The 21568-nt window shown below is 62.3% G+C and carries 24 protein-coding genes and 4 tRNA genes; 22 read left to right on the top strand and 6 right to left on the bottom strand.

Annotated elements, in window-relative coordinates; translation table 11 throughout:
* Positions 1 to 12 precede the first annotated feature (12 nt).
* From lepB to AZKH_RS13980, 12 genes are all read left to right on the top strand, one after another.
* A complete protein-coding gene (lepB, locus tag AZKH_RS14035; RefSeq protein ID WP_015436444.1) occupies positions 13 to 801 on the top strand; it encodes a signal peptidase I in 789 nt (262 codons plus the stop codon).
* A gap of 11 nt (positions 802 to 812) precedes the next feature.
* On the top strand, positions 813 to 1178 hold the full coding sequence (locus AZKH_RS14030; RefSeq protein WP_041656198.1) for a DUF4845 domain-containing protein: 366 nt from the start codon (positions 813 to 815) through the stop codon (positions 1176 to 1178).
* Between the two features lies 1 nt (position 1179).
* Positions 1180 to 1857, top strand: coding sequence for a ribonuclease III (gene rnc, locus AZKH_RS14025; protein ID WP_015436442.1), 678 nt, complete (start codon positions 1180 to 1182; stop codon positions 1855 to 1857).
* Positions 1854 to 2774 carry a GTPase Era gene (gene era, locus AZKH_RS14020; RefSeq protein ID WP_015436441.1) on the top strand — a complete coding sequence of 307 codons (921 nt, stop codon included), beginning with the start codon at positions 1854 to 1856 and terminating at the stop codon, positions 2772 to 2774. Before rnc ends, era begins: the two co-directional genes overlap by 4 nt.
* 21 nt (positions 2775 to 2795) lie before the next feature.
* Positions 2796 to 3518 (top strand): DNA repair protein RecO, encoded by a 723-nt coding sequence (gene recO, locus AZKH_RS14015; protein WP_015436440.1) that lies wholly within the window; start codon positions 2796 to 2798, stop codon positions 3516 to 3518.
* The gene (locus AZKH_RS14010) at positions 3515 to 4270 is read left to right on the top strand and encodes a pyridoxine 5'-phosphate synthase (protein ID WP_015436439.1); all 756 of its coding nucleotides are present in this window, start codon (positions 3515 to 3517) and stop codon (positions 4268 to 4270) included. The genes recO and AZKH_RS14010 overlap by 4 nt, the downstream gene beginning before the upstream one ends.
* 7 nt (positions 4271 to 4277) lie before the next feature.
* Positions 4278 to 4655, top strand: a complete 378-nt coding sequence (gene acpS, locus AZKH_RS14005) for a holo-ACP synthase (protein WP_015436438.1) — start codon at positions 4278 to 4280, stop codon at positions 4653 to 4655.
* Positions 4652 to 5722 carry a beta-N-acetylhexosaminidase gene (gene nagZ, locus AZKH_RS14000; RefSeq protein WP_015436437.1) on the top strand — a complete coding sequence of 357 codons (1071 nt, stop codon included), beginning with the start codon at positions 4652 to 4654 and terminating at the stop codon, positions 5720 to 5722. Before acpS ends, nagZ begins: the two co-directional genes overlap by 4 nt.
* Positions 5723 to 5749: 27 nt before the next feature.
* Positions 5750 to 7561, top strand: a complete 1812-nt coding sequence (gene uvrC, locus AZKH_RS13995; protein WP_015436436.1) for an excinuclease ABC subunit UvrC — start codon at positions 5750 to 5752, stop codon at positions 7559 to 7561.
* A gap of 32 nt (positions 7562 to 7593) precedes the next feature.
* Positions 7594 to 8193: a CDP-diacylglycerol--glycerol-3-phosphate 3-phosphatidyltransferase gene (gene pgsA / locus AZKH_RS13990; protein ID WP_015436435.1), complete on the top strand. Its 600-nt coding sequence runs from the start codon at positions 7594 to 7596 to the stop codon at positions 8191 to 8193.
* 48 nt (positions 8194 to 8241) lie between these two features.
* A tRNA-Leu gene (locus AZKH_RS13985) sits at positions 8242 to 8326 on the top strand.
* A 48-nt stretch (positions 8327 to 8374) separates the two neighbouring features.
* Positions 8375 to 8827, top strand: a complete 453-nt coding sequence (locus AZKH_RS13980) for a DUF1178 family protein (RefSeq protein ID WP_015436434.1) — start codon at positions 8375 to 8377, stop codon at positions 8825 to 8827.
* A 28-nt stretch (positions 8828 to 8855) separates the two neighbouring features.
* Here AZKH_RS13980 and AZKH_RS13975 read toward each other — a convergent pair whose 3' ends face one another.
* The 6 genes from AZKH_RS13975 to AZKH_RS13950 form a co-directional block, all read right to left on the bottom strand.
* Entirely contained in the window at positions 8856 to 9911 is a 1056-nt protein-coding gene (locus AZKH_RS13975) for an alkaline phosphatase family protein (RefSeq protein WP_015436433.1), read from the bottom strand.
* A gap of 226 nt (positions 9912 to 10137) precedes the next feature.
* A tRNA-Gly gene (locus tag AZKH_RS13970) sits at positions 10138 to 10213 on the bottom strand.
* Between the two features lie 9 nt (positions 10214 to 10222).
* Positions 10223 to 10296: transfer RNA gene (locus AZKH_RS13965), tRNA-Cys, on the bottom strand.
* Positions 10297 to 10339: 43 nt separating this feature from the next.
* Positions 10340 to 10415, bottom strand: a tRNA-Gly gene (locus AZKH_RS13960).
* A gap of 84 nt (positions 10416 to 10499) precedes the next feature.
* The gene (locus AZKH_RS13955; protein ID WP_041657342.1) at positions 10500 to 12362 is read right to left on the bottom strand and encodes a DEAD/DEAH box helicase; all 1863 of its coding nucleotides are present in this window, start codon (positions 12360 to 12362) and stop codon (positions 10500 to 10502) included.
* A gap of 268 nt (positions 12363 to 12630) precedes the next feature.
* Positions 12631 to 13428 carry an inositol monophosphatase family protein gene (locus AZKH_RS13950; RefSeq protein ID WP_015436431.1) on the bottom strand — a complete coding sequence of 266 codons (798 nt, stop codon included), beginning with the start codon at positions 13426 to 13428 and terminating at the stop codon, positions 12631 to 12633.
* Between the two features lie 82 nt (positions 13429 to 13510).
* On the opposite strand from AZKH_RS13950, the gene AZKH_RS13945 reads away from it, so the two are divergent.
* The 10 genes from AZKH_RS13945 to fdx all read left to right on the top strand — a co-directional run bounded on the left by AZKH_RS13945 (position 13511) and on the right by fdx (position 21567).
* Positions 13511 to 14239 (top strand): RNA methyltransferase, encoded by a 729-nt coding sequence (locus tag AZKH_RS13945; RefSeq protein WP_015436430.1) that lies wholly within the window; start codon positions 13511 to 13513, stop codon positions 14237 to 14239.
* Between the two features lie 50 nt (positions 14240 to 14289).
* Positions 14290 to 15045, top strand: coding sequence for a serine O-acetyltransferase (gene cysE / locus AZKH_RS13940; RefSeq protein WP_015436429.1), 756 nt, complete (start codon positions 14290 to 14292; stop codon positions 15043 to 15045).
* Positions 15046 to 15149: 104 nt separating this feature from the next.
* A complete protein-coding gene (gene iscR / locus AZKH_RS13935) occupies positions 15150 to 15632 on the top strand; it encodes a Fe-S cluster assembly transcriptional regulator IscR (protein ID WP_015436428.1) in 483 nt (160 codons plus the stop codon).
* Positions 15633 to 15656: 24 nt separating this feature from the next.
* Positions 15657 to 16811 carry a cysteine desulfurase family protein gene (locus AZKH_RS13930; protein ID WP_015436427.1) on the top strand — a complete coding sequence of 385 codons (1155 nt, stop codon included), beginning with the start codon at positions 15657 to 15659 and terminating at the stop codon, positions 16809 to 16811.
* 36 nt (positions 16812 to 16847) lie between these two features.
* On the top strand, positions 16848 to 18056 hold the full coding sequence (locus AZKH_RS13925; RefSeq protein WP_197538783.1) for an IscS subfamily cysteine desulfurase: 1209 nt from the start codon (positions 16848 to 16850) through the stop codon (positions 18054 to 18056).
* A 22-nt stretch (positions 18057 to 18078) separates the two neighbouring features.
* Positions 18079 to 18462 (top strand): Fe-S cluster assembly scaffold IscU, encoded by a 384-nt coding sequence (gene iscU, locus AZKH_RS13920; protein ID WP_015436425.1) that lies wholly within the window; start codon positions 18079 to 18081, stop codon positions 18460 to 18462.
* A gap of 22 nt (positions 18463 to 18484) precedes the next feature.
* On the top strand, positions 18485 to 18808 hold the full coding sequence (gene iscA, locus AZKH_RS13915; RefSeq protein ID WP_015436424.1) for an iron-sulfur cluster assembly protein IscA: 324 nt from the start codon (positions 18485 to 18487) through the stop codon (positions 18806 to 18808).
* Positions 18809 to 18827: 19 nt separating this feature from the next.
* Positions 18828 to 19361 (top strand): Fe-S protein assembly co-chaperone HscB, encoded by a 534-nt coding sequence (gene hscB / locus AZKH_RS13910; RefSeq protein WP_015436423.1) that lies wholly within the window; start codon positions 18828 to 18830, stop codon positions 19359 to 19361.
* Positions 19361 to 21229, top strand: coding sequence for a Fe-S protein assembly chaperone HscA (gene hscA / locus AZKH_RS13905; RefSeq protein WP_015436422.1), 1869 nt, complete (start codon positions 19361 to 19363; stop codon positions 21227 to 21229). The genes hscB and hscA overlap by 1 nt, the downstream gene beginning before the upstream one ends.
* The gene (fdx, locus tag AZKH_RS13900; RefSeq protein WP_015436421.1) at positions 21226 to 21567 is read left to right on the top strand and encodes an ISC system 2Fe-2S type ferredoxin; all 342 of its coding nucleotides are present in this window, start codon (positions 21226 to 21228) and stop codon (positions 21565 to 21567) included. Before hscA ends, fdx begins: the two co-directional genes overlap by 4 nt.
* Position 21568: the final 1 nt, after the last annotated feature.

The raw sequence follows: 21568 nt of genomic DNA, 5'->3' as shown, positions 1-21568 counted from the left end.
TTGGGAGATTTTGTGAATTTTGCGTTGGTATTGTTCCTGCTGCTCGTGGCGACGGGAGCGCTCTGGGCAGTTGACCGTTTCATTGCGCGCAAGCGTCGCGCGCCCGGCAGTCCTTCGCCATGGTGGGTCGAGTATGGTGCCAGTTTCTTCCCGGTCATCCTCATCGTCTTCGGGCTGCGCTCGTTCATCGTCGAGCCGTTCAAGATTCCTTCCGGATCGATGATCCCGACCTTGCTGGTCGGCGATTTCATTCTCGTCAACAAGTGGACCTACGGGATCCGCTTGCCCGTCATCAACAAGAAGGTGCTTTCCGTCAACGACCCGGCTCGTGGCGACGTGATGGTGTTCCGCTACCCCGCCGACCCGTCGATGGACTACATCAAGCGTGTGGTCGGCTTGCCAGGAGATCGCGTCGAGTATATCGACAAGCGCCTGCGCATCAACGGGGAAGTCGTTGCCGTGAGCCCGCAGGACGATTACCTACATCCGGATCGACTCTACTATTCGCCACGCTTCATGGAAAAGCTGGGCGTTGTGGAACATTCGATCCTCAACGAGCGTGAGGCGCCGGCCTACGTTCCCCAAGTGCTCGATTATCCGTTCCGCGAGAACTGCACCTATACTAGCTCGGGCGTTAGCTGCGTGGTTCCCCCGGGACATTATTTCGTCATGGGTGACAACCGCGATTCGAGCAGCGACAGCCGGGTTTGGGGATTCGTGCCCGATGCCAACATTGTCGGCAAGGCATTCTTCATCTGGTTCAATTTCAGTGACATGAAGCGGATCGGCAGTTTCCGGTGAAGGGAGAAGGCATGCGGCTGAAGAAGAAACAACAAGGTTTGAGCCCGGTCGGGGTGTTGATTGTCGGGGCTTTGCTGGCGTCCGTACTGCTGATCGGGTTCCGAACGGTACCCGCGGTCAACGAGTACTTTGCGATTCAGAAGATCATCAAGGTTGTGGCCGGTGAGGGCGACGGCGGTGCATCCATCAACGATTTGCGCCGGAGTTTTGACCGCCGTGCCGGGATCGATGATGTGGTGACGGTGACGGGAACCGATCTGGACATCAGGAAGGACGCCGGAAAGGTCGTGATCGACGTGCAATACGCGCGTAAGGTGCCGATCGTCGCGAATGTCAGCTTGTTGATCGACTTCCACGCGACCTCGCTCGGAAAATAGGGTGAATGGGGATCTAGGGCGCCTTCAGCGTGCCATCGGACACCAGTTTCAGGACTTGGCGCTGCTCCAGCGGGCGCTCACTCACCGTAGCTACGGTCAGCCCAACAACGAGCGTTTCGAGTTTCTAGGGGATAGCGTTCTCAATTGCGTCGTGGCCATTGCGCTGTTCGAACGGTTTGGCGAGCTGCGCGAAGGGGAGTTGTCGCGTCTTCGGGCCTCGCTCGTTTGCCAGGACGGATTGCACCGGATCGCGCGCGAGCTTGACCTCGGCGAGTACCTGCGTCTCGGCGAAGGGGAGTTGAAGAGCGGAGGGCATCGGCGGCCGTCGATCCTCGCGGATGCGCTCGAAGCGGTGTTTGCCGCGGTGTATCTCGACAAGGGTTTCGATGCCGCGAAGGCAGTGATCGATCGCCTCTACGCCCCGGGAATTGCGGAAATCGATCCGCAACGGGCGTCGAAGGATCCGAAGACCGCGCTGCAAGAGTTGCTCCAGGGGCGGAAGCTTCCGGTTCCGACTTATGCGACGGTGAAAGTGCATGGCGAAGCCCACGCGCAGGAATTCGAAGTGGTTTGTCAGGTCAACGCATTGAAACTGCAGACCAGCGGCCGTGGGCCGAGTCGTCGGGCCGCCGAGCAGCAGGCGGCGGAAAGTGCGTTGGCACAATTGAGAAAAGCATGAATCCGGACAATATTTCCCAAAGCGAAGGGTCGTCGAACGGTTTCCGGACTGGCTTCGTGGCGATCGTCGGGCGTCCGAACGTCGGAAAGTCGACGCTTCTTAATCGCCTGATCGGGCAAAAGATCAGCATCGTGTCACGCAAGGCGCAGACGACCCGGCATCGGGTGACGGGGATCCTGACGAACGACGACGCCCAGTTTGTGTTCGTCGACACGCCGGGATTTCAGACGAAACACCGCAACGCCTTGAATCGTTCGATGAACCGGACGGTATCGCAGGTACTGGGTGATGTCGACCTTGTGTTCTTCGTGATCGAGGCTGGGCGTTTTGGCGAGGATGATCGTAAGGTCGTCGATGTTCTGCCACAGGGGGCGAAAGTCGTCCTCGTCATCAACAAGGTGGACCGCCTGGTGGACAAGAGCGCCTTGCTGCCCTTTATTGCACGGATGAACGAGGTGTTCCCGTTTGCGGAGATCGTGCCACTGAGCGCGGAACGCGGCACGAACGTCGATGAGTTGCTGAAGGCGGTCACGCCCCTGCTGCCCGAGGGGCAACCGATGTATGGCGCCGATGAGGTCACTGATCGGAGCGAACGTTTTCTTGCTGCGGAATTTCTGCGAGAGAAGCTGTTTCGGCTCCTCGGCGACGAATTGCCTTACGGTATTGCGGTAGAAATCGAGAAATTCGAGACCGAAGGGAATTTGCGACGCATTTTCGCCGCCGTCGTGGTCGATCGTGCAAGTCACAAGGGGATCGTGATCGGCAAGGGCGGAGAGCAACTCAAGCGGATTGCGAGCGAGGCCCGGGTCGAACTTGAGCAACTGTTCGATGGAAAGGTGTTTCTCGAGGTGTGGGTCAAGGTCAAGAGTGGCTGGGCCGATGACGAGCGCGCCCTCAAGAGTCTCGGCTACGAATAATTTCCCGAACTGCGTGAGTTCGTGAGCCAGAAGCAGCGTGTCGAGGAGCAGCCCGGGTTCGTTCTCCATACGCACCCATGGCGGGAAACGAGCCTCATCGTGGAGGTTTTCTCGCGGGATTTCGGGCGCGTGGCTTTGGTGGCAAAAGGTGCGCGCCGCCCGCAATCGCCGTTGCGTGGCTTGCTGATGGCTTTTCAGCCCCTGCTGGTCAGCTGGACCGGCGGTGGAGAGGTCAAGACCCTGATGCGTGCCGAGTGGTGTGGCGGCCAGCCTCTTCTGACCGGGCGTGCGCTGATGTGCGGCTACTACCTCAACGAGCTGTTGTTTCGGCTTACCGCGCGGGAGGACGCCCATTCCTCACTGTTCCACGCGTATTCCGAAGCCATAGGGACATTGGCGCGTACCGATTTTCTCGCTCCCACCTTGCGGCGGTTCGAACTGGCTCTGCTGCGGGATTTGGGTTATGGCATCGAGTTGGAGAGCGACGGCGAGTCGGGAGAGGCCGTCGATGCGACGGGCGAGTACCTCTATATAATCGAGCGAGGCCCGGTCCGCTTCGAGGGCGAGGAAGGCGATCTGCCGACCCTGAGCGGACAGACTCTGCTGGATATGGCGCGTGCCGAATTTTCCCGGCCCGAGACGCTGGCGCAGAGCAAGGGTTTGCTGCGCATGCTGATCAATCATTATCTCGGCGGACAGACGCTGCAGTCGCGCCGGGTTCTCAAGGAGTTGCAGGAGCTGTGATCGAACTCGGCGTAAATATCGACCACGTCGCGACTTTGCGGCAGGCCCGTCGCACCTGGGAGCCTGACCCCGTATGGGCCGCCGTGGAGGCGCATCTCGGTGGCGCCGACGGCATCACGGTGCATCTGCGTGAGGACCGACGCCATATTCAGGACGACGACGTGCGGCGCTTGCGCGATCTCACTCAGGTCAAGCTGAACCTTGAGATGGCTGCCACCGATGAGATGGTTGGCATCGCTTGCGCGCTGAAGCCGGAGATGGCGATGCTCGTGCCAGAGGGGCGTCATGAAGTGACCACCGAAGGCGGGCTCGACGTCATTGCCCAAGAAGCTCGGCTAAAGGACGTCGTGAGCCGTTTGGCCGATGCGGGAATTGTCACCAGCGTTTTCATCGACGCGGAACTGGCACAGGTGGAAGCCGCTGCCCGGATTGGCGCGCGGGTCTGCGAGATCCATACGGGCCCTTATGCCCACGCCTTCCACGCCGCCGGGCGCGATTCCGAAAGCGCGGCGGTGTTGGCGGAGGTCGCCAAGGTCGCGCGCGCGGGAGAGACAATCCGCGGACTGGGTATGCGTTTCAATGCCGGTCATGCGCTCAATTATTACAACGTGCAGCCGATCGCGCGCTTGCCCGGAGTGCGGGAACTGCATATTGGACACTCGATCGTCAGTCGTTCCGTATTCAGTGGCCTGCGCGAGGCGGTGTGCGAAATGAAGCGCCTGATGCGCGAGGCCGCCGACCGCGGAGTCTGAAGGCCGCATGGTTTTCGGCATTGGTACCGATATCGTCCGGATCGGGCGCTTGCGCGAAGCGCTCGAACGTCATGGCGAACGGTTCGCGGCGAGGATTCTTGCCGAGGAAGAGTGGTCCGATTTCAAGGCGAGCCGGGATGCGGCGCGTTTTCTGGCGAAGCGTTTCGCTGCGAAGGAAGCCTTCGGCAAGGCGCTCGGGACGGGTGTTGCGGTGCCGGCGACGTTGCATGCTGTCGCAGTCGGGCATGATTCCTTGGGGAAGCCCATGTTCCGTTTCGGCTCGGAACTTGCCACCTACATGGCGCAGCGCCAGTTGAGCGCCCATTTGAGTCTGACGGATGAGGCCGATTACGTCGTGGCCTTTGCCCTGATAGAGAAAACATGAACGCTTCTGTCTCCCCATCACGTGTAACCCGTCCGCTCGGGCCGGTCATGCTCGACGTTGCAGGAATGTCGCTTACCGACGAGGAGCGGGAGCGCCTCCTTGATCCGCTGGTCGGCGGGGTGATCCTGTTTGCGCGCAATTTTTCCAGTTCGGAGCAATTGTCGGCGCTGACGGGCGAGATTCGTGCGCTGCGCGATCCAGCTTTGATTATCGCGGTCGATCATGAGGGCGGGCGTGTTCAGCGTTTCCGGACCGACGGTTTCAGCCGTTTGCCGTCGATGCGCCGCCTCGGCGAGTTGTGGGACCACGACCATGTCGAGGCGCTGGACGCGGCTCGCGCCGTCGGGTTCGTACTTGCAGCGGAATTGCTCGCCCACGGCGTCGATCTGAGCTTCACGCCGGTGCTGGATCTCGACTATGGCGGCAGCCGCGTGATCGGTGACCGGGCGTTTCATCGCGACCCGCAGGTGACGGCATCGCTGGCGCAAGCGTTGGTCGCCGGCATGGCCGAGGCGGGGATGGGATGCGTGGGCAAGCATTTCCCCGGGCACGGCTTCGTCGAGGCCGACTCGCATCTGGAAATTCCGGTCGACGATCGGGAGTTCGAGGCGATTTGGGAGGCCGATATCGTCCCTTATCGTCACCGCATCGGGCGGCAGCTGTCCGGCGTGATGCCGGCCCATGTCATATATCGGCGGATCGATCCGAATCCGGCCGGGTTTTCGTCCTTCTGGTTGCAGGACGTATTACGTGGGCGCTTGGGGTTCGGCGGGGTAATTTTCAGCGACGACCTGACGATGGAGGGAGCGACCGTCGCCGGTGATATCGTCGGGCGGGCGCGGGCCGCGCATGGAGCCGGATGCGACATGGTGCTCGTGTGCAATCGTCCCGACATGGCGGCCGACCTCCTGGATCGCTGGGCCCCCGAGGTTTCCGCCGAAAGTCGTGCGCGGATTGGATCGCTGCGAGGGCGTCCGCACTGCTGCGACCCTTTCGAGCTTGAGTTGCGGCAGGACTATCAGCTTGCGCGTGCAGCGGTGGCCGACCTCGTCGGTCCGGCAGCCTGACCGACGCTCCGAATCGGAAGGTGCATCATGCCGCACACCTCACAAGGGTTTGATGCCAAGGCGTTTCTGAAAACGGTACCGGAAGAGCCGGGCGTCTATCGCATGATCGGCGCGGAGGATCGCGTCCTCTACGTCGGCAAGGCGAAGAACCTGAAGCGGCGCGTCTCGAGCTACTTCCTGCGCACTCAGTCGAGTCCCCGCATCGCGATGATGGTGTCGCAGATCGAACGGGTCGACATCACGGCGACGCGATCGGAAGCCGAAGCGCTGATTCTTGAGAACAACCTGATCAAGAGTCTCGCGCCGCGATACAACATCCTTTTTCGCGACGACAAGTCCTATCCTTATATCGAGCTTTCCGCCGACGCCTTTCCACGCCTCGCGTACCACAGGGGCGCCTTTGCCAAAGGCGCACGCTATTTCGGACCCTTCCCCAACGCGTGGGCGGCGCGCGAGAGCATCAACCTTCTGCAGAAGACCTTCAAGCTGAGAACGTGCGAAAACTCGGTCTTCCAGAACCGTTCCCGCCCATGTCTCTTGCACCAGATCAAGCGTTGTACGGCCCCATGTGTCGGATTGATCGACGACGAGGCCTATGCGGCAGACGTGCGCCTGGCGGCACGGTTTCTCGACGGGCGCGCGTCGGAGGTGATCGACGATCTCACCGAGCGCATGCATTCGGCGGCCGAGCGGCTTGCGTTCGAGGAAGCGGCGGCCTGCCGGGATCAAGTGCGTGTGCTGCAGGCTGTCTTGCAGCGGCAGTATGTCGACAGCCGCAAGGACGAGGACGTCGACATCGTCGCGGCAGTCGAGCAAGACGGCCTGACGTGCGTGAATCTTGCCATGGTCCGCGGCGGGCGCCATCTCGGTGATCGTCCGCAGTTTCCGACGACGGCTGCGGGGTGCGGTGCGCTCGACGCGGTCCTCGCGTTCCTTGAACAGCACTACCGTGATCAGCCGATGCCGGCCCGCGTGATCCTGAATGTGCCGCTGGACGCGGCAAAGCTGGTCATGGCGGACGTCTGCGAGCGTCCCGGGGCGTTGATCCATCCTCGACTTGCGGCCGAGAAGGCCTGGATGGAAATGGCCGAGAACAATGCCAAGCTGGCCATCCAGTCCCGGCTTCGCGATTCCGATCGGGCGGAGGCGCGGCTCGAAGCCCTGCGTGATGCGCTTGATCTTCCCGAGCCGCCAAGCCGCATCGAATGCTTCGATATTTCGCACACAATGGGTGAGGCGACTGTCGCGTCCTGCGTGGTGTGTGTCGATGGCGCCATGAAGAATGGCGAATATCGGCGTTACAACATCACGGGCATTACCGGCGGCGACGATTTCGCGGCGATGCGCCAGGTCCTGGAGCGTCGCTACGGGAAGGTGGCGGCAGGCGAGGGAGTTCGTCCCGACCTGATTCTGATCGACGGAGGCAAGGGGCAGGTCGGCGCTGCGCTGGAAGTGTTGCGCGAGGTGGGGCTCGATTCCGTTGCGATGGTCGGCGTGGCGAAGGGGGAAGGGCGGAAGCCGGGACTCGAGACACTCATTTTCCCCGATGGTAGAGAGGGGTTGAGTCTGGGAAACGATCATCCGGCCTTGCATCTGGTCCAGGAAATTCGTGACGAATCCCACCGGTTCGCGATCACGGGACATCGCGCGCGACGTGCCAAAGCACGCATCGGTTCGCGCCTCGAGGATATTCCAGGAGTGGGGGCGGCACGCCGACGCAACCTCTTGGCGAGCTTCGGCGGACTCGACGGAGTGCGAGCGGCAACCGTCGAAGATTTGTGCAGGGTTGACGGTATCAGCCGCAAGCTTGCCGAACAGATATACTCGGCGCTTCATTGAAGCGCTCCAACAGGCCCTGCAGCCCCCGATTGATGCTACTGAACATTCCAAACTCGCTTACCTGGGCGCGCATCGCTCTGATACCGCTGTTCGTGGGGGTCTTCTATTTTCCGAACGGTTGGATTGACGAGCAGGGCAAGAATCTGTGTGCGACGCTCATATTCATCATCGCAGCCGTTACGGACTGGTTCGACGGCTATCTCGCCCGCGCGCTGAACCAGACGTCAGCCTTCGGCGCGTTTCTCGATCCCGTTGCGGACAAACTCATGGTCGCGGCGGCGCTGATTCTGTTGGTGCAACTGGATCGCGTCGATGCGAGCATCGCGGTTGTGATCATCGGACGCGAGATCACCATTTCGGCCTTACGTGAATGGATGGCCAGACTGGGCGCCTCGGCCGGCGTTGCCGTTGCATTCGTCGGGAAGCTCAAGACCGCCGCGCAGATGATGGCTATCCCGTTGCTCCTGTTCAACGCGCCGATTCTTTCGATCGACACGCGGCCGATCGGGAGCATCCTTGTTTATATTGCTGCCGCCCTCACATTATGGTCCATGGGTTATTACCTCCATCGGGCAATGCCGCATCTGGCCGGTGAGGATCCGGGGAAGCAGGGCGCCGATCGCGTTCGTTGATGCTGGGCAGATCAGGGGCGCCGGAGTAGAATGCCGGGCCCTGCAGCTGCCGGGGTGGTGAAATTGGTAGACACAGCAGACTTAAAATCTGCCGCCGTCAGGCTTACGGGTTCGAGTCCCGTTCCCGGCACCAGCCGTCGCATGGCGCGGCTATTGGCAGCATCGTGGTGAAGGATTCAAAGTGATCGTTCTCAATCTGAGTTGTGATCGCGAACATCAGTTCGAGGGATGGTTCGGTTCGGCCGATGCCTTCGAATCGCAGCGGGAGACCGGTCAGATTACGTGCCCGGTCTGCGGGTCCGCTGTCATTTCCAGACGTCCCAGTGCTCCCTACGTCAATACCGGTGCCGTGGCTCGCGCCGAGCCGAAGGCAGCGGCTGCGCCGGAGCATCGAGGGGAGGCTGCGCCGCCCTTGAATCCGGATGCGGTAGCGACGGTGTTGGCGATGATGAGACGAATCGGTCGCGAATCCGAAGATGTGGGCGAGCGTTTTCCTGACGAGGCCCGGCGCATCCATCATGGGGAGAGCGAGGCGCGCAACATCAAGGGGCAGGCTTCGGGGAGCGAGGTCAGGGAACTGATCGAGGAAGGCATCATGGTGCTGCCGCTTCCTTCGGACGAAGGCCTGCACTGATCGCTCCTGGCGTGAGTTGCCATCCAGGCTAGCAGCGGGCGCAGATCAGAGGTATCCACATTTCCTGGGGTGAGAGGCCGCCGTGGACGCCGAGCATCTCATGCTCGGTTTCGTCCGGCAGCCGATCCAGGATCGTCCATCCCGATTCCATCAGGAGCGCATGTGTCCCGGTGCGTTCGGACAGTTTGCGGTGAGGCTTTCCGGGTCCAAGCAAGTTGTTTTTTCGCAGGCTTTCCGAAGACAGCAATACGGCTTTGCCGCGCAGCACCTCATCGGAAAATGCCTGGAAATCCCTTTCGGCGCCGGGGCGCAGACCGAAGAATGCGGCGCGTCGCTCACCGAATAGCGGGGTGTCCAGGAGCCTCTTAGCGTCCGGATAGTCTTCGAGGCGGATTTGTTGCTGTTGCGGGGAATCGATGAAGCCATGGTCGGCGCTCACCACGATGTCGCAGTTGCAGCCCTGCAATCGCTCGAGCAGGCGGGTGAAGGATGCATCGATGCGCTGAAAGCGTGCGATGACCTCGCTGGATTCGCAGCCGTGAGTGTGGCTTAGCGCGTCGAATGCCGGGTAGTAGGCGTGGACGTAGCCGCTCTGCGGGCGGAAGGACTGCAACTCGTCCACGATCGCATCGACCATGCCTTCGAGGCCCTGATAGGGGACAACGTGGGCGCCTCGGCTGTGACGTCGCGTGAACGCGGATCCGGCAAGGTAATGCGGGTAGATCAGGGTCGCGGGACGAGTGCGGTGCTGGAAAAGCGTCTGGTACGGAAACAGCCGTTGCGATGCGAGCAGTCCTTCGACTGCGCCGTTGCCGCGCACGAGCATCGGCAGCGGGGCAAGGACGCCGCCGAAGCGACGATCGCGGATGAACCATCCTGTCAGGCCGTGTGTTGCCGGGGCCAGGCCGGTCAACGTCGTCGTGACGGCACTGGCGGTCGTGCTGGGAAATACCGAGGTCAGGCGCCCGGTCCGGTGTGCGAGCAAGGTGCTTCCTGCGCCGAAACGTTGCAGGAAGGTATCGCCGAGACCGTCGACGAGAAGAAAGACCAAGGACCGGTTTGCGTCCTCGTTTCGCGCGGCCACTCGGAAGTCCCTCGACGGAGGCGACCTCGCGAGTCCCTGGAGGTAGGCGCGAAAGCTCGCCACGAGACCGTATAGGCCGCCGTCACCGTAATCAGGTACGACGGCATCGCGAGGGAGTGTTAAGGGGGCGCTATCCGAGGGCTGAAGTGTGAGCGGCCGGAGCATGCAGGCAGGTCCTGAAAAAACAAAAGGGAAGGTGCATCGGCACCTTCCCTTTGTCAATTTCTGGAGCGGGAAACGAGTCTCGAACTCGCGACCTCAACCTTGGCAAGGTTGCGCTCTACCAACTGAGCTATTCCCGCAAATACTTCTGGAGGCGCGAGCCGGAGTCGAACCGACCTACACGGATTTGCAATCCGGTGCATAACCGCTTTGCTATCGCGCCATCTTTCGGTTGGAGAGACCTGACGGAGCCTCTCCGAGAATTCTGGAGCGGGAAACGAGTCTCGAACTCGCGACCTCAACCTTGGCAAGGTTGCGCTCTACCAACTGAGCTATTCCCGCTGAAAGAGCCGCTATTATAGATTCTAATTTCATTCCGTCAACCGGTTTCGTGAACTTGCTTTGGCGGAATCCCTTCGCGGCCATTCAGTGCTCTCGCGGTCCCTTTTTCTTGGCGGGTTTCCCTGCCCAGGGCTTGTCGTGGCCGCGTTCCTGGTGAGCGGGTTTGCCCGCTCCGGGTTTGCCGCCGGCCCATGGCTTGCGTTCGCCGAAGCGGTTTTCGCCGCTTGGCTTGCGCGAATCGAAGTCCTGGTTGCGCGGGCGCGTCGGCCGACGCGGGGGCGGGGCGTCGCCTTCGAAGCGGCTGATCTCGAGCTGGCGCTGGCGTACGCGTACTCGACGCAGGATTTCCAGCACGTCCTGCGGCAGGTCGGCCGGCAGTTCGACCGTGCTGTAGTCTTCGTACAAGTTGATCTGGCCGATGAAGCGGCTTTCGATCCCGGCTTCGTTGGCGATCGCGCCGACGATGTCCTTGGGCGTCGCCATCTGGTTGCGGCCCACCTCGATGCGGTAGCGCTGCAGCCGGCCGTCGGACGCCGCCCGTCGCCGTTCCAGAATTTCGTCGCGATTCTCGCGCGGTTCGCGTTCGCGTCGCGGTGCGTTCAGTTGGGCGATATCCGGGCCGGAGCCCATCGGCAATTGCAGCGGGCGTTCCTTTTGCGCGAGGAAGGCGAGGGCTGCGGCGATGGCATGCACTTCAGCCTCCTGTTCGGCCTCGATGCCGGCCACGACCTCCTCGAAGAAATCCAGGTCTTCGGACTGCAGGACCTGCGCGACCTGTTGCCGGAAGGCGGCAACGCGCTTGTCCGCGACGGCTTCGCGTGTCGGCAGTTGCAGGGGCTCGATCGGTTGGCGCGTCGCGCGTTCGATCACCTTGAGCATGCGCATTTCGCGCGGGGTGACGAAAAGGATGGCGCTGCCGGTGCGTCCGGCGCGGCCGGTCCGGCCGATGCGGTGAACGTAGGCTTCCGTGTCGTACGGGATGTCGTAGTTGATGACGTGGCTGATGCGCGGCACGTCGAGCCCCCGCGCGGCCACGTCGGTCGCGACGACGATGTCGAGTGCGCCGCCCTTGAGCTGTTCGATCACGCGTTCGCGCAGCTGCTGGGTCATGTCGCCGTTCAGCGCGGCGGCCGAATAGCCGCGGGCCTCGAGCTTGTCGGCGAGCTCGACGGTCGCAGTCTTGGTGCGCGCGAAGATGATTGCGGCGTCGAGGTCTTCCTCGACTTCCAGGATGCGCGTCAGGGCGTCGAGCTTGTGGGCGATGCCGATCTGGCAGAAGCGCTGGCGAATCGTCGCGACTGTCGTGGTGCTTGAGCGGATCTTGACTTCGCGCGGATCACGCAGATAGCGGTGCGCCACACGCCGGATTGGGTCCGGCATCGTCGCGGAGAACAATGCGGTCTGCCGTTCCGTCGGGACGTGTTCGAGGATCCATTCGACGTCGTCGATGAAGCCCATGCGCAGCATCTCGTCCGCTTCGTCGAGCACGAGCGTCTTCAGGCCGTCGAGGTTCAGGCTGCGGCGTTCGAGGTGGTCCATGACCCGACCGGGCGTGCCGACTACGACATGTGCACCGCGGTCGAGCTGGCGCAGCTGGACGACCATGCTTTGACCGCCGTAGATCGGTAGCACGTGGAAGCCGGGTAGGTGCCGCGCATAGCGTTGGAAGGCTTCGGCGACCTGGATGGCGAGTTCGCGCGTAGGCGTCAGGACGAGCACCTGCGGGCGTTTGAGCGAGAGGTCGAGACGATCGAGCAGGGGTAGCGCGAAGGCCGCCGTCTTGCCGGTGCCCGTCTGAGCTTCGCCGAGAATGTCGTGTCCGTCCATCAGGTGCGGGATACAGGCGGCCTGGATCGGCGAAGGGGTCTCGTAGCCGATGCCGGCAAGCGCCTCGAGAATGGGGGCGCTGAGGCCGAGCTGCTCGAAGGAGTCGATGGTCTGGGTCATGGGGAAGGCCGGGATGCAGAAGACGTTGGGGGACGCGCGAAGTGGGCATTCGGCGTCGCAGAACACATCATCCTACCCAATTCGTGTCCGCGATGCTCGATTCGATGGAGGGAATTGGCGAAGCCTACTCCCTTGTTCAAGGGGGTAGGCGGAGGGATGGCCGAATTTTGATTCGGGTGTTGAAGGACTGTGGAAGTGCGGACGGACCGTAGAGCTTGGCGTCGCAGCGAGGCGCAGCCGGGCGAGGCCGGCTACTATCTGGCGATGATCAGGCGCGGATGTTAGCCGTGCGGTGGGACTGGATAATCGGGAGCAGTTGGCCGAAAACCTTGGGGGTGCCGGCGACGACGTTGCCGGTTTCGAGGTAGGCGCCTTCGCCGGCCAGGTCGCTGACGAGACCGCCGGCTTCCTGCACCAGGAGAACGCCCGCGGCCATGTCCCAAGGCTGAAGGCCCAGTTCCCAGAAGCCGTCCACGCGGCCGCAGGCGACGTAGGCGAGATCGAGCGATGCCGCGCCGGGACGGCGGATGCCTGCGGTCTTCTGCGTCAGGTCCTTGAACATCGCAAGGTACATGTCGACGTTGTCGAACTCGCGGAAGGGAAAGCCCGTACCGATGAGGGATTCATTGAGGCGCGTGCGCTTCGAGACGCGGATGCGGCGGTCGTTCAGGAACGCACCGCGCCCCTTCGTGGCGGTGAAGAGTTCGTTGCGGGTCGGGTCGAAGATGACGGCCTGCTCGATCACGTCTTTCTTCGCCAGCGCGATCGAAATCGCATACTGCGGAAAGCCGTGGATAAAATTAGTGGTGCCGTCGAGCGGGTCGATGATCCATTGGTATTCGGAGTCGCCGGACTGGCCGGACTCCTCTGCTAGAATGCCGTGATCCGGATAGGCTTCGCGCAGAACCTCGATGATGGCGGCTTCCGCGGCCTGGTCGATTTCGGTGACGAAATCGTTCGGCGACTTGGTTTGGACGGCAAGCTGGTCCAGCTGCAACGAGGCCCGGTTGATGATGTTACCCGCGCGGCGGGCGGCTTTCACTGCAATGTTCAGGGTGGGATGCATGCGCGTCGGTCTCGCTGGCGGCCGCAACCCCGGTGGGCTGGCCGCTCATGAAAACTTCAAATAAAACACAGCATTCTACTATATGAACGCCGTTGGCGCGCTTGACCGTATCCGTATCGTACTTACCCGTACCAGCCATCCCGGGAATATCGGCGCCGCCGCCCGCGCCATGAAGACGATGGGACTGAGTCGCCTGTATCTCATCGAGCCGGCGTCCTTTCCCGATCCCGTCGCGGTTGCGCGGGCATCCGGCGCTGACGACATCCTGGACGCCGCGGTGGTTGTCGGCAGCCTCGACGAGGCGCTGCAGGGGACGATCCTTGCCGCGGCGGTGACGGCTCGGCGGCGCGAACGCTCGGTTGCCCCACGCTCGGCGCGAGAAGGCGCGATCGAACTCCTTGCTCACGTGGACGGGGGAGATGTGGCGCTCGTGTTCGGCACCGAGGCGACCGGGCTGACGAACGAAGAGGTGGAGCGTTGCTCGATGCCTGTGTCGATTCCGGCGAATCCGGGTTATTCGTCGCTCAATCTCGGTGCCGCCGTGCAACTGCTCTGCTATGAACTGCGGATGGCGGCTATCACGCCGCCGCCCCTTGTCAACACCGCTTCGAATCTCGCCAGTTTCGACGAGGTCGAGGGTTTCTACGGGCATCTCGAAGACGCGATGGTTCGCAGTGGTTTCTACGATCCGGCCAACCCGAAGCGGCTGATGCAGCGGCTGCGGCGGTTGTTCGGCCGTACCCGGCTCGAAAAGGAGGAGGTGAATATCCTCCGTGGCATCATTGCTGCGTTCGAGCGCAAAGTTGACTAAGATTGTCGGAAAATAATTTCAAAGACTCGGTCGTCGGGAGTTAATCATTCATGTTTCGCCGTCTGCGTGAAGATCTGGCCAGCGTACGCGAACGCGATCCAGCCGCGCGTTCGACCTGGGAGGTCCTGACCTGCTATCCGGGTATTCATGCGCTGTTCCTTCATCGTCTCGCGCATGCGGCGTGGGGACGCCGCTTCTATTGGATCGGCCGCTTCGTGAGCCATATCGGTCGCTTCCTGACCGGCATCGAGATCCATCCGGGCGCGACGATCGGCCGGCGCGTGTTCATCGATCACGGCATGGGCGTCGTCATCGGCGAGACGGCCGAGATCGGGGACGATTGCACGATCTACCAGGGCGTGACGCTGGGCGGCACGTCGCTCTATCGCGGAACCAAGCGCCACCCCACGCTCGGAGCGGGCGTCGTCATAGGTGCCGGAGCGAAGGTGCTGGGCGGCTTCACTGTCGGCGACGGCGCACGCGTGGGCTCCAATGCGGTGGTCGTGAAGCCGGTTCCTGCAGGCGCGACCGCGGTGGGCAATCCTGCTCGCATTATCGACAACGAGCGCGACCAGGCGCGTGAGCAGAAGGCCGAGCAGATGGGCTTCTCCGCCTATGGCGTCACCAAGCAGATGGATGACCCGATGGCGAAGGCGCTGCATGCACTCCTCGATCATGCGGTGGAAACCGATCGTCGTATTCAGGGACTGATCGAGCGGTTCGAGAAGGCGGGATTCAAGGTCGACGAAGCCATCGAAAAGTGTGACGCCTTCGATGCGCAGAAGCTCTCCAAGATGGTGGATTGAGCGTATTCGCAGTAGTTGACCAATTTTGTCGGGCTCCGTATAGTCGAGCGAAACGTTCGGGTATTTCCCCGGGCGATAAACTCCGACAAGTGAGGGCCCCCAACATGAGACTGACCACCAAGGGACGATTCGCGGTGACTGCAATGATCGATCTGGCATCGCGCCAGACCGAAGGCCCGGTGACTTTGGCCGGGATCGCCGAACGTCAGAAGATTTCTTTGTCCTATCTCGAGCAATTGTTCGGCAAGTTGCGTCGTCATAAGCTCGTTTCCAGCGTTCGCGGTCCCGGGGGTGGCTATCGCCTCGCGCGCGACATGAGCCGTATCACCGTTGCGGATATCATCGTTGCGGTCGATGAGCCGCTGGATGCGACCCTGTGCGGCGGCAAGCAGAACTGTCACGACGAGCACCGTTGCCTGACGCATGATCTGTGGACCAACCTGAACAAGCGGATGTACGAGTATCTGGATTCGGTGACGCTCGGCGCGCTGGTGCGGCGCGAGATCAAGGCGGATCCGGACATGGGTGTGCTGAAGGATGTCCGGCGGCGTGCGATGGTCGCGGTTCGCGAGGCGGTGGTCGCCTGACGCCGACGAGCCGGATACGCCCGAATGTTCGCTCCCGTATATCTCGACTGGAATGCCACCAGCCCGATTGACCCAGCCGTGCGCGACGCGATGTTGCCTTGGCTCGGCAGCCGGTTCGGCAATGCCTCCAGTCGGCATGAGTATGGGCGACAAGCCCGGGCGGCGATCGACGAAGCGCGTGCCCGAGTTGCGGCAGCAGTGGGAGCCCATGCGACCGAGGTGATCTTCACCAGCGGCGGTTCCGAGGCCAACAATCTGTTCATCAAGGGCGCCGCGGCGGTGTTGAAGCCGGGCATGATCGCGGTGAGCGCGCTCGAGCACCCGTGCGTGCGCGAACCGGCGCGGCAACTGCGGCGGGCGGACTGGACGGTGCGGGAGATCGCGGTCGATCGCCAGGGGGTGATCAAGGCGTCGGACTGGCAGGCGGTGATGGCCGCGCGGCCGGCGCTGGTCTCCGTGATGCTGGCGAACAACGAGACGGGCGTGCTGCAGGACGTGGCGAGCTTGGCACGCGAAGCGCGGACGGCGGCGGCGTGGTTCCATACGGATGCCGTGCAGGCGTTAGGCAAGATTCCGGTCGACTTCCGTGCGCTAGGGGTCAATGCGATGACCTTGTCGGCGCACAAGATTGGTGGCCCATTGGGAGCCGGAGCTCTGGTGCTCGACAAGCGTGTCGAACTGATGCCTCTCGTGGCGGGCGGTGGTCAGGAACGCGGATTGCGTTCCGGTACGGAGAACGTCGCGGCGATCGTCGGCTTCGGTGTCGCGTGCGAGTTGGCGACGGCACGCGTGGAAGATGAAATGCTGCGTCTCGCGGAACTCCGTGACCGACTGGAAGCGGCGTTGGCGGAACGGCATGTGCGGGTGTTTTCCGCAGGTGCGCGGCGATTGCCGAATACCGTCTTTTTTGCCGTCGATGGCATCGACGGCGAGACCTTGGTGGCCAAGCTCGATCGCGCCGGATTTGCATGTGCCAGCGGTTCGGCCTGCTCCAGCGCGAACCCGGAGCCGTCGCATACGCTGCTCGCGATGGGCGTCGAGCCGGAGCTCGCAAGAGCTGCGGTCCGCGTCAGTCTCGGGCGTGACACGCGTGTCGAGGATGTCGAACAGTTCATCGGCTGCCTGGGGCGGCTGATCAGTGAGCTCAGTAATTTGGCCGCGATGGCGGTCCAACAATGAAACAGTGAATTTGCAGAACGACGGAGGATCACGATGCTGAAGTTTCCGATTTACCTGGATTACTCCGCCACAACGCCGGTCGATCCGCGCGTGGCCGAGGCGATGATCCCGTGGCTGACCGAGCGGTTCGGCAACCCGGCGAGCCGCTCGCACGCGTATGGCTGGGACGCCGAAAAGGCGGTCGAGGACGCGCGCGAGCAGGTCGCGGCCCTCGTCAATGCGGACCCCAAGGAAATCGTGTGGACTTCGGGCGCGACCGAGTCGAACAACCTCGCGATCAAGGGTGCGGCACACTTCTACAAGTCGAAGGGCAAGCACATCATCACGGTCAAGACGGAGCACAAGGCCGTTCTGGACACGGTACGCGAACTCGAACGCCAAGGCTTCGAGGCGACCTATCTGGACGTGCAGGAAAACGGCCTGATCGACCTGGAAGCTTTCAAGCAGGCGCTGCGTCCGGATACCATCGTCGTTTCGGTGATGTTCGTGAATAACGAAATCGGCGTGGTCCAGCCGATCGCCGAGATCGGCGAAATCTGCCGCGAAAAGGGCATCGTGTTTCACGTCGATGCGGCGCAGGCCACCGGCAAGGTGGAGATCGACCTGTCGAAGCTGAAGGTTGACCTGATGTCGTTTTCGGCGCACAAGACTTACGGCCCGAAAGGCATTGGTGCGCTTTATGTGCGCCGCAAGCCACGCGTGCGGATCGAGGCGCAGATGCACGGTGGCGGGCATGAACGCGGACTGCGTTCGGGGACGCTTGCGACACACCAGATCGTCGGTATGGGTGAAGCCTTCCGCATCGCCCGCGAAGAAATGGCGGTTGAGAACGAGCGCATCCGTGCGCTGCGCGATCGTCTGCTCAAGGGCCTGCAGGACATCGACGCCACCTACGTCAACGGCGATATGGCGCAGCGCGTACCGCACAACCTCAACATCTCCTTCGCGTATGTCGAAGGAGAGTCACTGATCATGGCGATCAAGGACGTGGCAGTGTCGAGCGGTTCGGCCTGTACGTCCGCGAGCCTGGAGCCGTCTTATGTGCTGCGCGCGCTGGGCCGCGAGGACGAACTTGCGCACAGCTCGATCCGTTTCACCATCGGGCGTTTCACCACCGACGAAGAGGTTGATTACACGATCGACCTGCTGCACCGGAAGATCGGCAAGCTGCGCGAACTGTCTCCGCTGTGGGAGATGGTGCAGATGGGCGTCGATTTGAACACCGTTCAGTGGGCTGCCCACTGAACCAGGGAATTGGAGAACTGTTATGGCATATAGCGAAAAGGTCCTGGACCATTACGAAAACCCCCGTAACGTCGGTTCCTTCGGTAAGGAAGAGGACGGCGTCGGGACCGGCATGGTCGGCGCCCCGGCCTGCGGCGACGTGATGAAGCTGCAGATCAAGGTCGGCAAGGATGGCGTGATCGAAGATGCGAAGTTCAAGACCTACGGCTGTGGCTCGGCGATCGCTTCGAGCTCGCTCGTGACCGAATGGGTCAAGGGCAAGACCGTCGAGCAGGCGCTTGAGATCAAGAATACCCAGATCGCCGAGGAACTGGCGCTGCCTCCGGTTAAAATCCACTGCTCGATCCTCGCCGAAGATGCGATCAAGGCGGCGGTGGAAGACTATCGCAAGAAAAATCAAGCCTGATTATTGAGCTGAGGATAGAGTCATGGCTGTAACGCTGAGTGCACGGGCTGCGAAACACGTTTCCGACTTCATGGCGAAGCGTGGCAAGGGGCTTGGAATCCGTCTGGGCGTGAAGACGTCCGGCTGTTCCGGCATGGCGTATCGTCTCGAGTTCGTCGACGAGACTGAGGCGGAGGATCTGGTCTTCGAGAGCAATGGCGTGAAGGTCATCGTCGACCCGAAGAGCCTGGCGTACCTCGACGGCACGGAACTGGATTTCGTTCGCGAAGGGCTGAACGAGGGTTTCAAGTTCAACAACCCGAACGTCAAGGACGCCTGCGGCTGCGGCGAGAGTTTCACCGTCTGATCACTTTCGCTGACCGCCCATGAGCATCGACCTGCAGCAGGATTATTTCGCGCTGTTCGGCCTCCCGCGCCGTTTTCAGTTGGACGAGACGGCGCTCGAGCTTGCCTACCACGATCTGCAAGGGCGAGTGCATCCCGATCGCTATGCGCATCTGCCCGACAGCGAGAAGCGCTTGTCGATGCAATGGGCAACGCGCGTGAACGAGGCCTTTCGCACGCTGCGGAAGCCGCTCACGCGTGCGACTTACCTGCTGGAGCTGTGCGGTGTCGATGCCGGGCTGCATACCAATACGGCGATGTCGCCGGCGTTCCTGATGGAACAGATGGAATGGCGCGAGGGGGTCGAGGAAGCTCGTTCGGCCGGCGATGCCGATGAGCTCACCCAGTTGCACCAGCGCCTGCGCCAGCATGGCCGCGAGGTCTTCGAAGAGCTCGCACGCCAATTCGACGAACAGCAGGACTACCCGGGTGCTGCCGAGACGGTTCGCCGCCTGATGTTCATGGAAAAACTCCAACAAGAGATCGACGACGCCCTCGAGGCGCTGGAAACCTGATGGCCCTACTGCAAATCGCCGAACCGGGTCAGTCCACGGAGCCGCACAAGCATCGGCTTGCAGTCGGCATTGACCTCGGCACGACCAATTCGCTGGTCGCAACCGTCCGCAATGGAATTGCGGTATGCCTCAACGACGAGGAAGGGCGGGCCATGGTCCCCTCGGTGGTGCGCTACCATCCGGAGGGCAATGTCGAGGTCGGGCGTACGGCTGCCGCCGCGCAAGTGGTCGACCCCAAGAACACGATCATTTCGGTCAAGCGTTTCATGGGGCGCGGGCTGAACGATGTCGCGCACATCGAGACAATGCCCTACGACTTTGTCGACGCAGGAGGCATGGTGCGCCTGCGCACGGTGCAGGGCGTGCGTACTCCGGTCGAGATTTCGGCCGAAATCCTGCGCACACTTGCCGACCGTGCCCGCGCGAGCCTTGGTGGCGAACTGACGGGGGCCGTGATCACGGTGCCGGCTTACTTCGACGACGCCCAGCGGCAGGCGACGAAGGACGCGGCGACGCTGGCGGGTCTCAATGTCCTGCGCCTGCTTAACGAGCCGACTGCGGCGGCCGTCGCCTACGGACTGGATAATGCTGCCGAAGGCGTCTATGCGGTCTACGACCTGGGCGGCGGAACCTTCGACCTGTCGATCCTGAAGCTCTCGCGTGGCATTTTCGAGGTGCTTGCGACGAACGGCGATGCGGCATTGGGCGGAGACGACTTCGATCACCGGCTCTTCTGCTGGGTACTCGACAAGGCGAAGATTGCGCCGCCGTCGAGCGAAGATGCGCGTAGGCTGCACATCAAGGCGCGCGAAGCGAAGGAACTCCTGACGGTCAGCGAAGAAGCGGCGATCAACGTGAAGCTGGCGTCGGGCGAGCAGGTGAACCTAGTCGTCACGCGCAGCGAGTTCGCCGAGATGACGCGGCACCTCGTGCAGAAGACGGTCGCGCCGATGCGTCGCGCGCTGCGCGATGCGGGTCTCGCGCCGGAGGACATCAAGGGCGTGGTGATGGTTGGCGGGGCGACGCGGATGCCGCACGTACAGCGTGCCGTCGGGGAGTTCTTCGGCCAGGAACCGCTGACGAACCTTGATCCGGACAAGGTCGTCGCGCTTGGCGCTGCGATCCAGGCCAACGTGCTCGCCGGCAATCGTAAGGCGGACGACGAGTGGCTGTTGCTCGACGTGATTCCGCTCTCCCTCGGCCTCGAAACGATGGGCGGCCTGACCGAAAAGGTCATTCCGCGAAATTCGACACTGCCGATTGCGCGTGCCCAGGAATTCACGACGTTCAAGGACGGCCAGACCGCAATGGCCTTTCACGTCGTGCAGGGCGAACGCGAGTTGGTCTCCAACTGTCGCTCGCTCGCACGTTTCGAACTGCGCGGGATTCCGCCGATGGCGGCCGGTGCGGCACGGATTCGCGTGACATTCCAGGTCGACGCTGACGGTTTGCTCGCGGTGTCGGCGCGCGAAATGTCCTCGGGCGTCGAGGCAAGCGTGTTGGTGAAGCCTTCCTACGGGCTCACCGACGACGAAATCGCCGGTATGCTGCGCGAAGGTGTCGAACGCGCGTCGGATGATATGAACGCGCGGGCATTGCGCGAACAGCAGGTCGAGGCCGACCGAGTCATCGAGGCGACCGAGCACGCGCTTGAGCAGGATGGTGATCTGCTCAATGCCGAGGAGCGGGCCGCGATCGATGCCGCTGTGTCCGAATTGCGGGAGAAGGCTGCGGGTAGCGATCCGCAGGCCATCAAGAAGGGGATCGGCGCGCTGAGCCGCGCGACGGACGAGTTTGCCGCTCGCCGCATGGACAAGAGCATCCGTACGGCGTTGACGGGTCACAAGGTGGATGAGATTCAGGTATGACGCAGATCATTGTATTGCCGCATGTCGAACTGTGCCCGGACGGCACCGTGATCGAGGCGGAGCCGGGAACGTCGATCTGCGACGCCTTGCTGCATAACGGGATCGAGATCGAGCACGCGTGCGAGAAATCGTGTGCCTGCACGACGTGTCACGTGGTCGTGCGCGAGGGCTTCAATTCGTTGCCGGAGGCCGAGGAGGAAGAGGAGGATCTTCTTGACAAGGCCTGGGGGCTGGAGCCGCAGTCGCGCCTGTCTTGCCAGGCGGTCGTCCAGGAAGAGCCGCTGGTGGTCGAGATTCCGCGCTACACGATCAACATGGCCAGGGAAGGCAAGCACTGAC

It is taken from the genome of Azoarcus sp. KH32C, from assembly GCF_000349945.1.
GTDB lineage: Bacteria > Pseudomonadota > Gammaproteobacteria > Burkholderiales > Rhodocyclaceae > Aromatoleum.
This window is presented reverse-complemented; position numbering and strand designations above follow the sequence as displayed.

Excerpts from the sequence above, each read along its gene's own strand:
- AZKH_RS14030 (WP_041656198.1), top strand. The coding sequence starts at position 813 with ATGCGGCTGAAGAAGAAACAACAAGGTTTGAGCCCGGTCGGGGTGTTG.
- era (WP_015436441.1), top strand. The coding sequence starts at position 1,854 with ATGAATCCGGACAATATTTCCCAAAGCGAAGGGTCGTCGAACGGTTTC.
- acpS (WP_015436438.1), top strand. The coding sequence starts at position 4,278 with ATGGTTTTCGGCATTGGTACCGATATCGTCCGGATCGGGCGCTTGCGC.
- nagZ (WP_015436437.1), top strand. The coding sequence starts at position 4,652 with ATGAACGCTTCTGTCTCCCCATCACGTGTAACCCGTCCGCTCGGGCCG.
- uvrC (WP_015436436.1), top strand. The coding sequence starts at position 5,750 with ATGCCGCACACCTCACAAGGGTTTGATGCCAAGGCGTTTCTGAAAACG.
- pgsA (WP_015436435.1), top strand. The coding sequence starts at position 7,594 with ATGCTACTGAACATTCCAAACTCGCTTACCTGGGCGCGCATCGCTCTG.
- AZKH_RS13955 (WP_041657342.1), bottom strand. The coding sequence starts at position 12,362 with ATGACCCAGACCATCGACTCCTTCGAGCAGCTCGGCCTCAGCGCCCCC.
- AZKH_RS13950 (WP_015436431.1), bottom strand. The coding sequence starts at position 13,428 with ATGCATCCCACCCTGAACATTGCAGTGAAAGCCGCCCGCCGCGCGGGT.
- AZKH_RS13945 (WP_015436430.1), top strand. The coding sequence starts at position 13,511 with ATGAACGCCGTTGGCGCGCTTGACCGTATCCGTATCGTACTTACCCGT.
- cysE (WP_015436429.1), top strand. The coding sequence starts at position 14,290 with ATGTTTCGCCGTCTGCGTGAAGATCTGGCCAGCGTACGCGAACGCGAT.
- iscR (WP_015436428.1), top strand. The coding sequence starts at position 15,150 with ATGAGACTGACCACCAAGGGACGATTCGCGGTGACTGCAATGATCGAT.
- AZKH_RS13930 (WP_015436427.1), top strand. The coding sequence starts at position 15,657 with ATGTTCGCTCCCGTATATCTCGACTGGAATGCCACCAGCCCGATTGAC.
- iscU (WP_015436425.1), top strand. The coding sequence starts at position 18,079 with ATGGCATATAGCGAAAAGGTCCTGGACCATTACGAAAACCCCCGTAAC.
- iscA (WP_015436424.1), top strand. The coding sequence starts at position 18,485 with ATGGCTGTAACGCTGAGTGCACGGGCTGCGAAACACGTTTCCGACTTC.
- hscB (WP_015436423.1), top strand. The coding sequence starts at position 18,828 with ATGAGCATCGACCTGCAGCAGGATTATTTCGCGCTGTTCGGCCTCCCG.
- hscA (WP_015436422.1), top strand. The coding sequence starts at position 19,361 with ATGGCCCTACTGCAAATCGCCGAACCGGGTCAGTCCACGGAGCCGCAC.
- fdx (WP_015436421.1), top strand. The coding sequence starts at position 21,226 with ATGACGCAGATCATTGTATTGCCGCATGTCGAACTGTGCCCGGACGGC.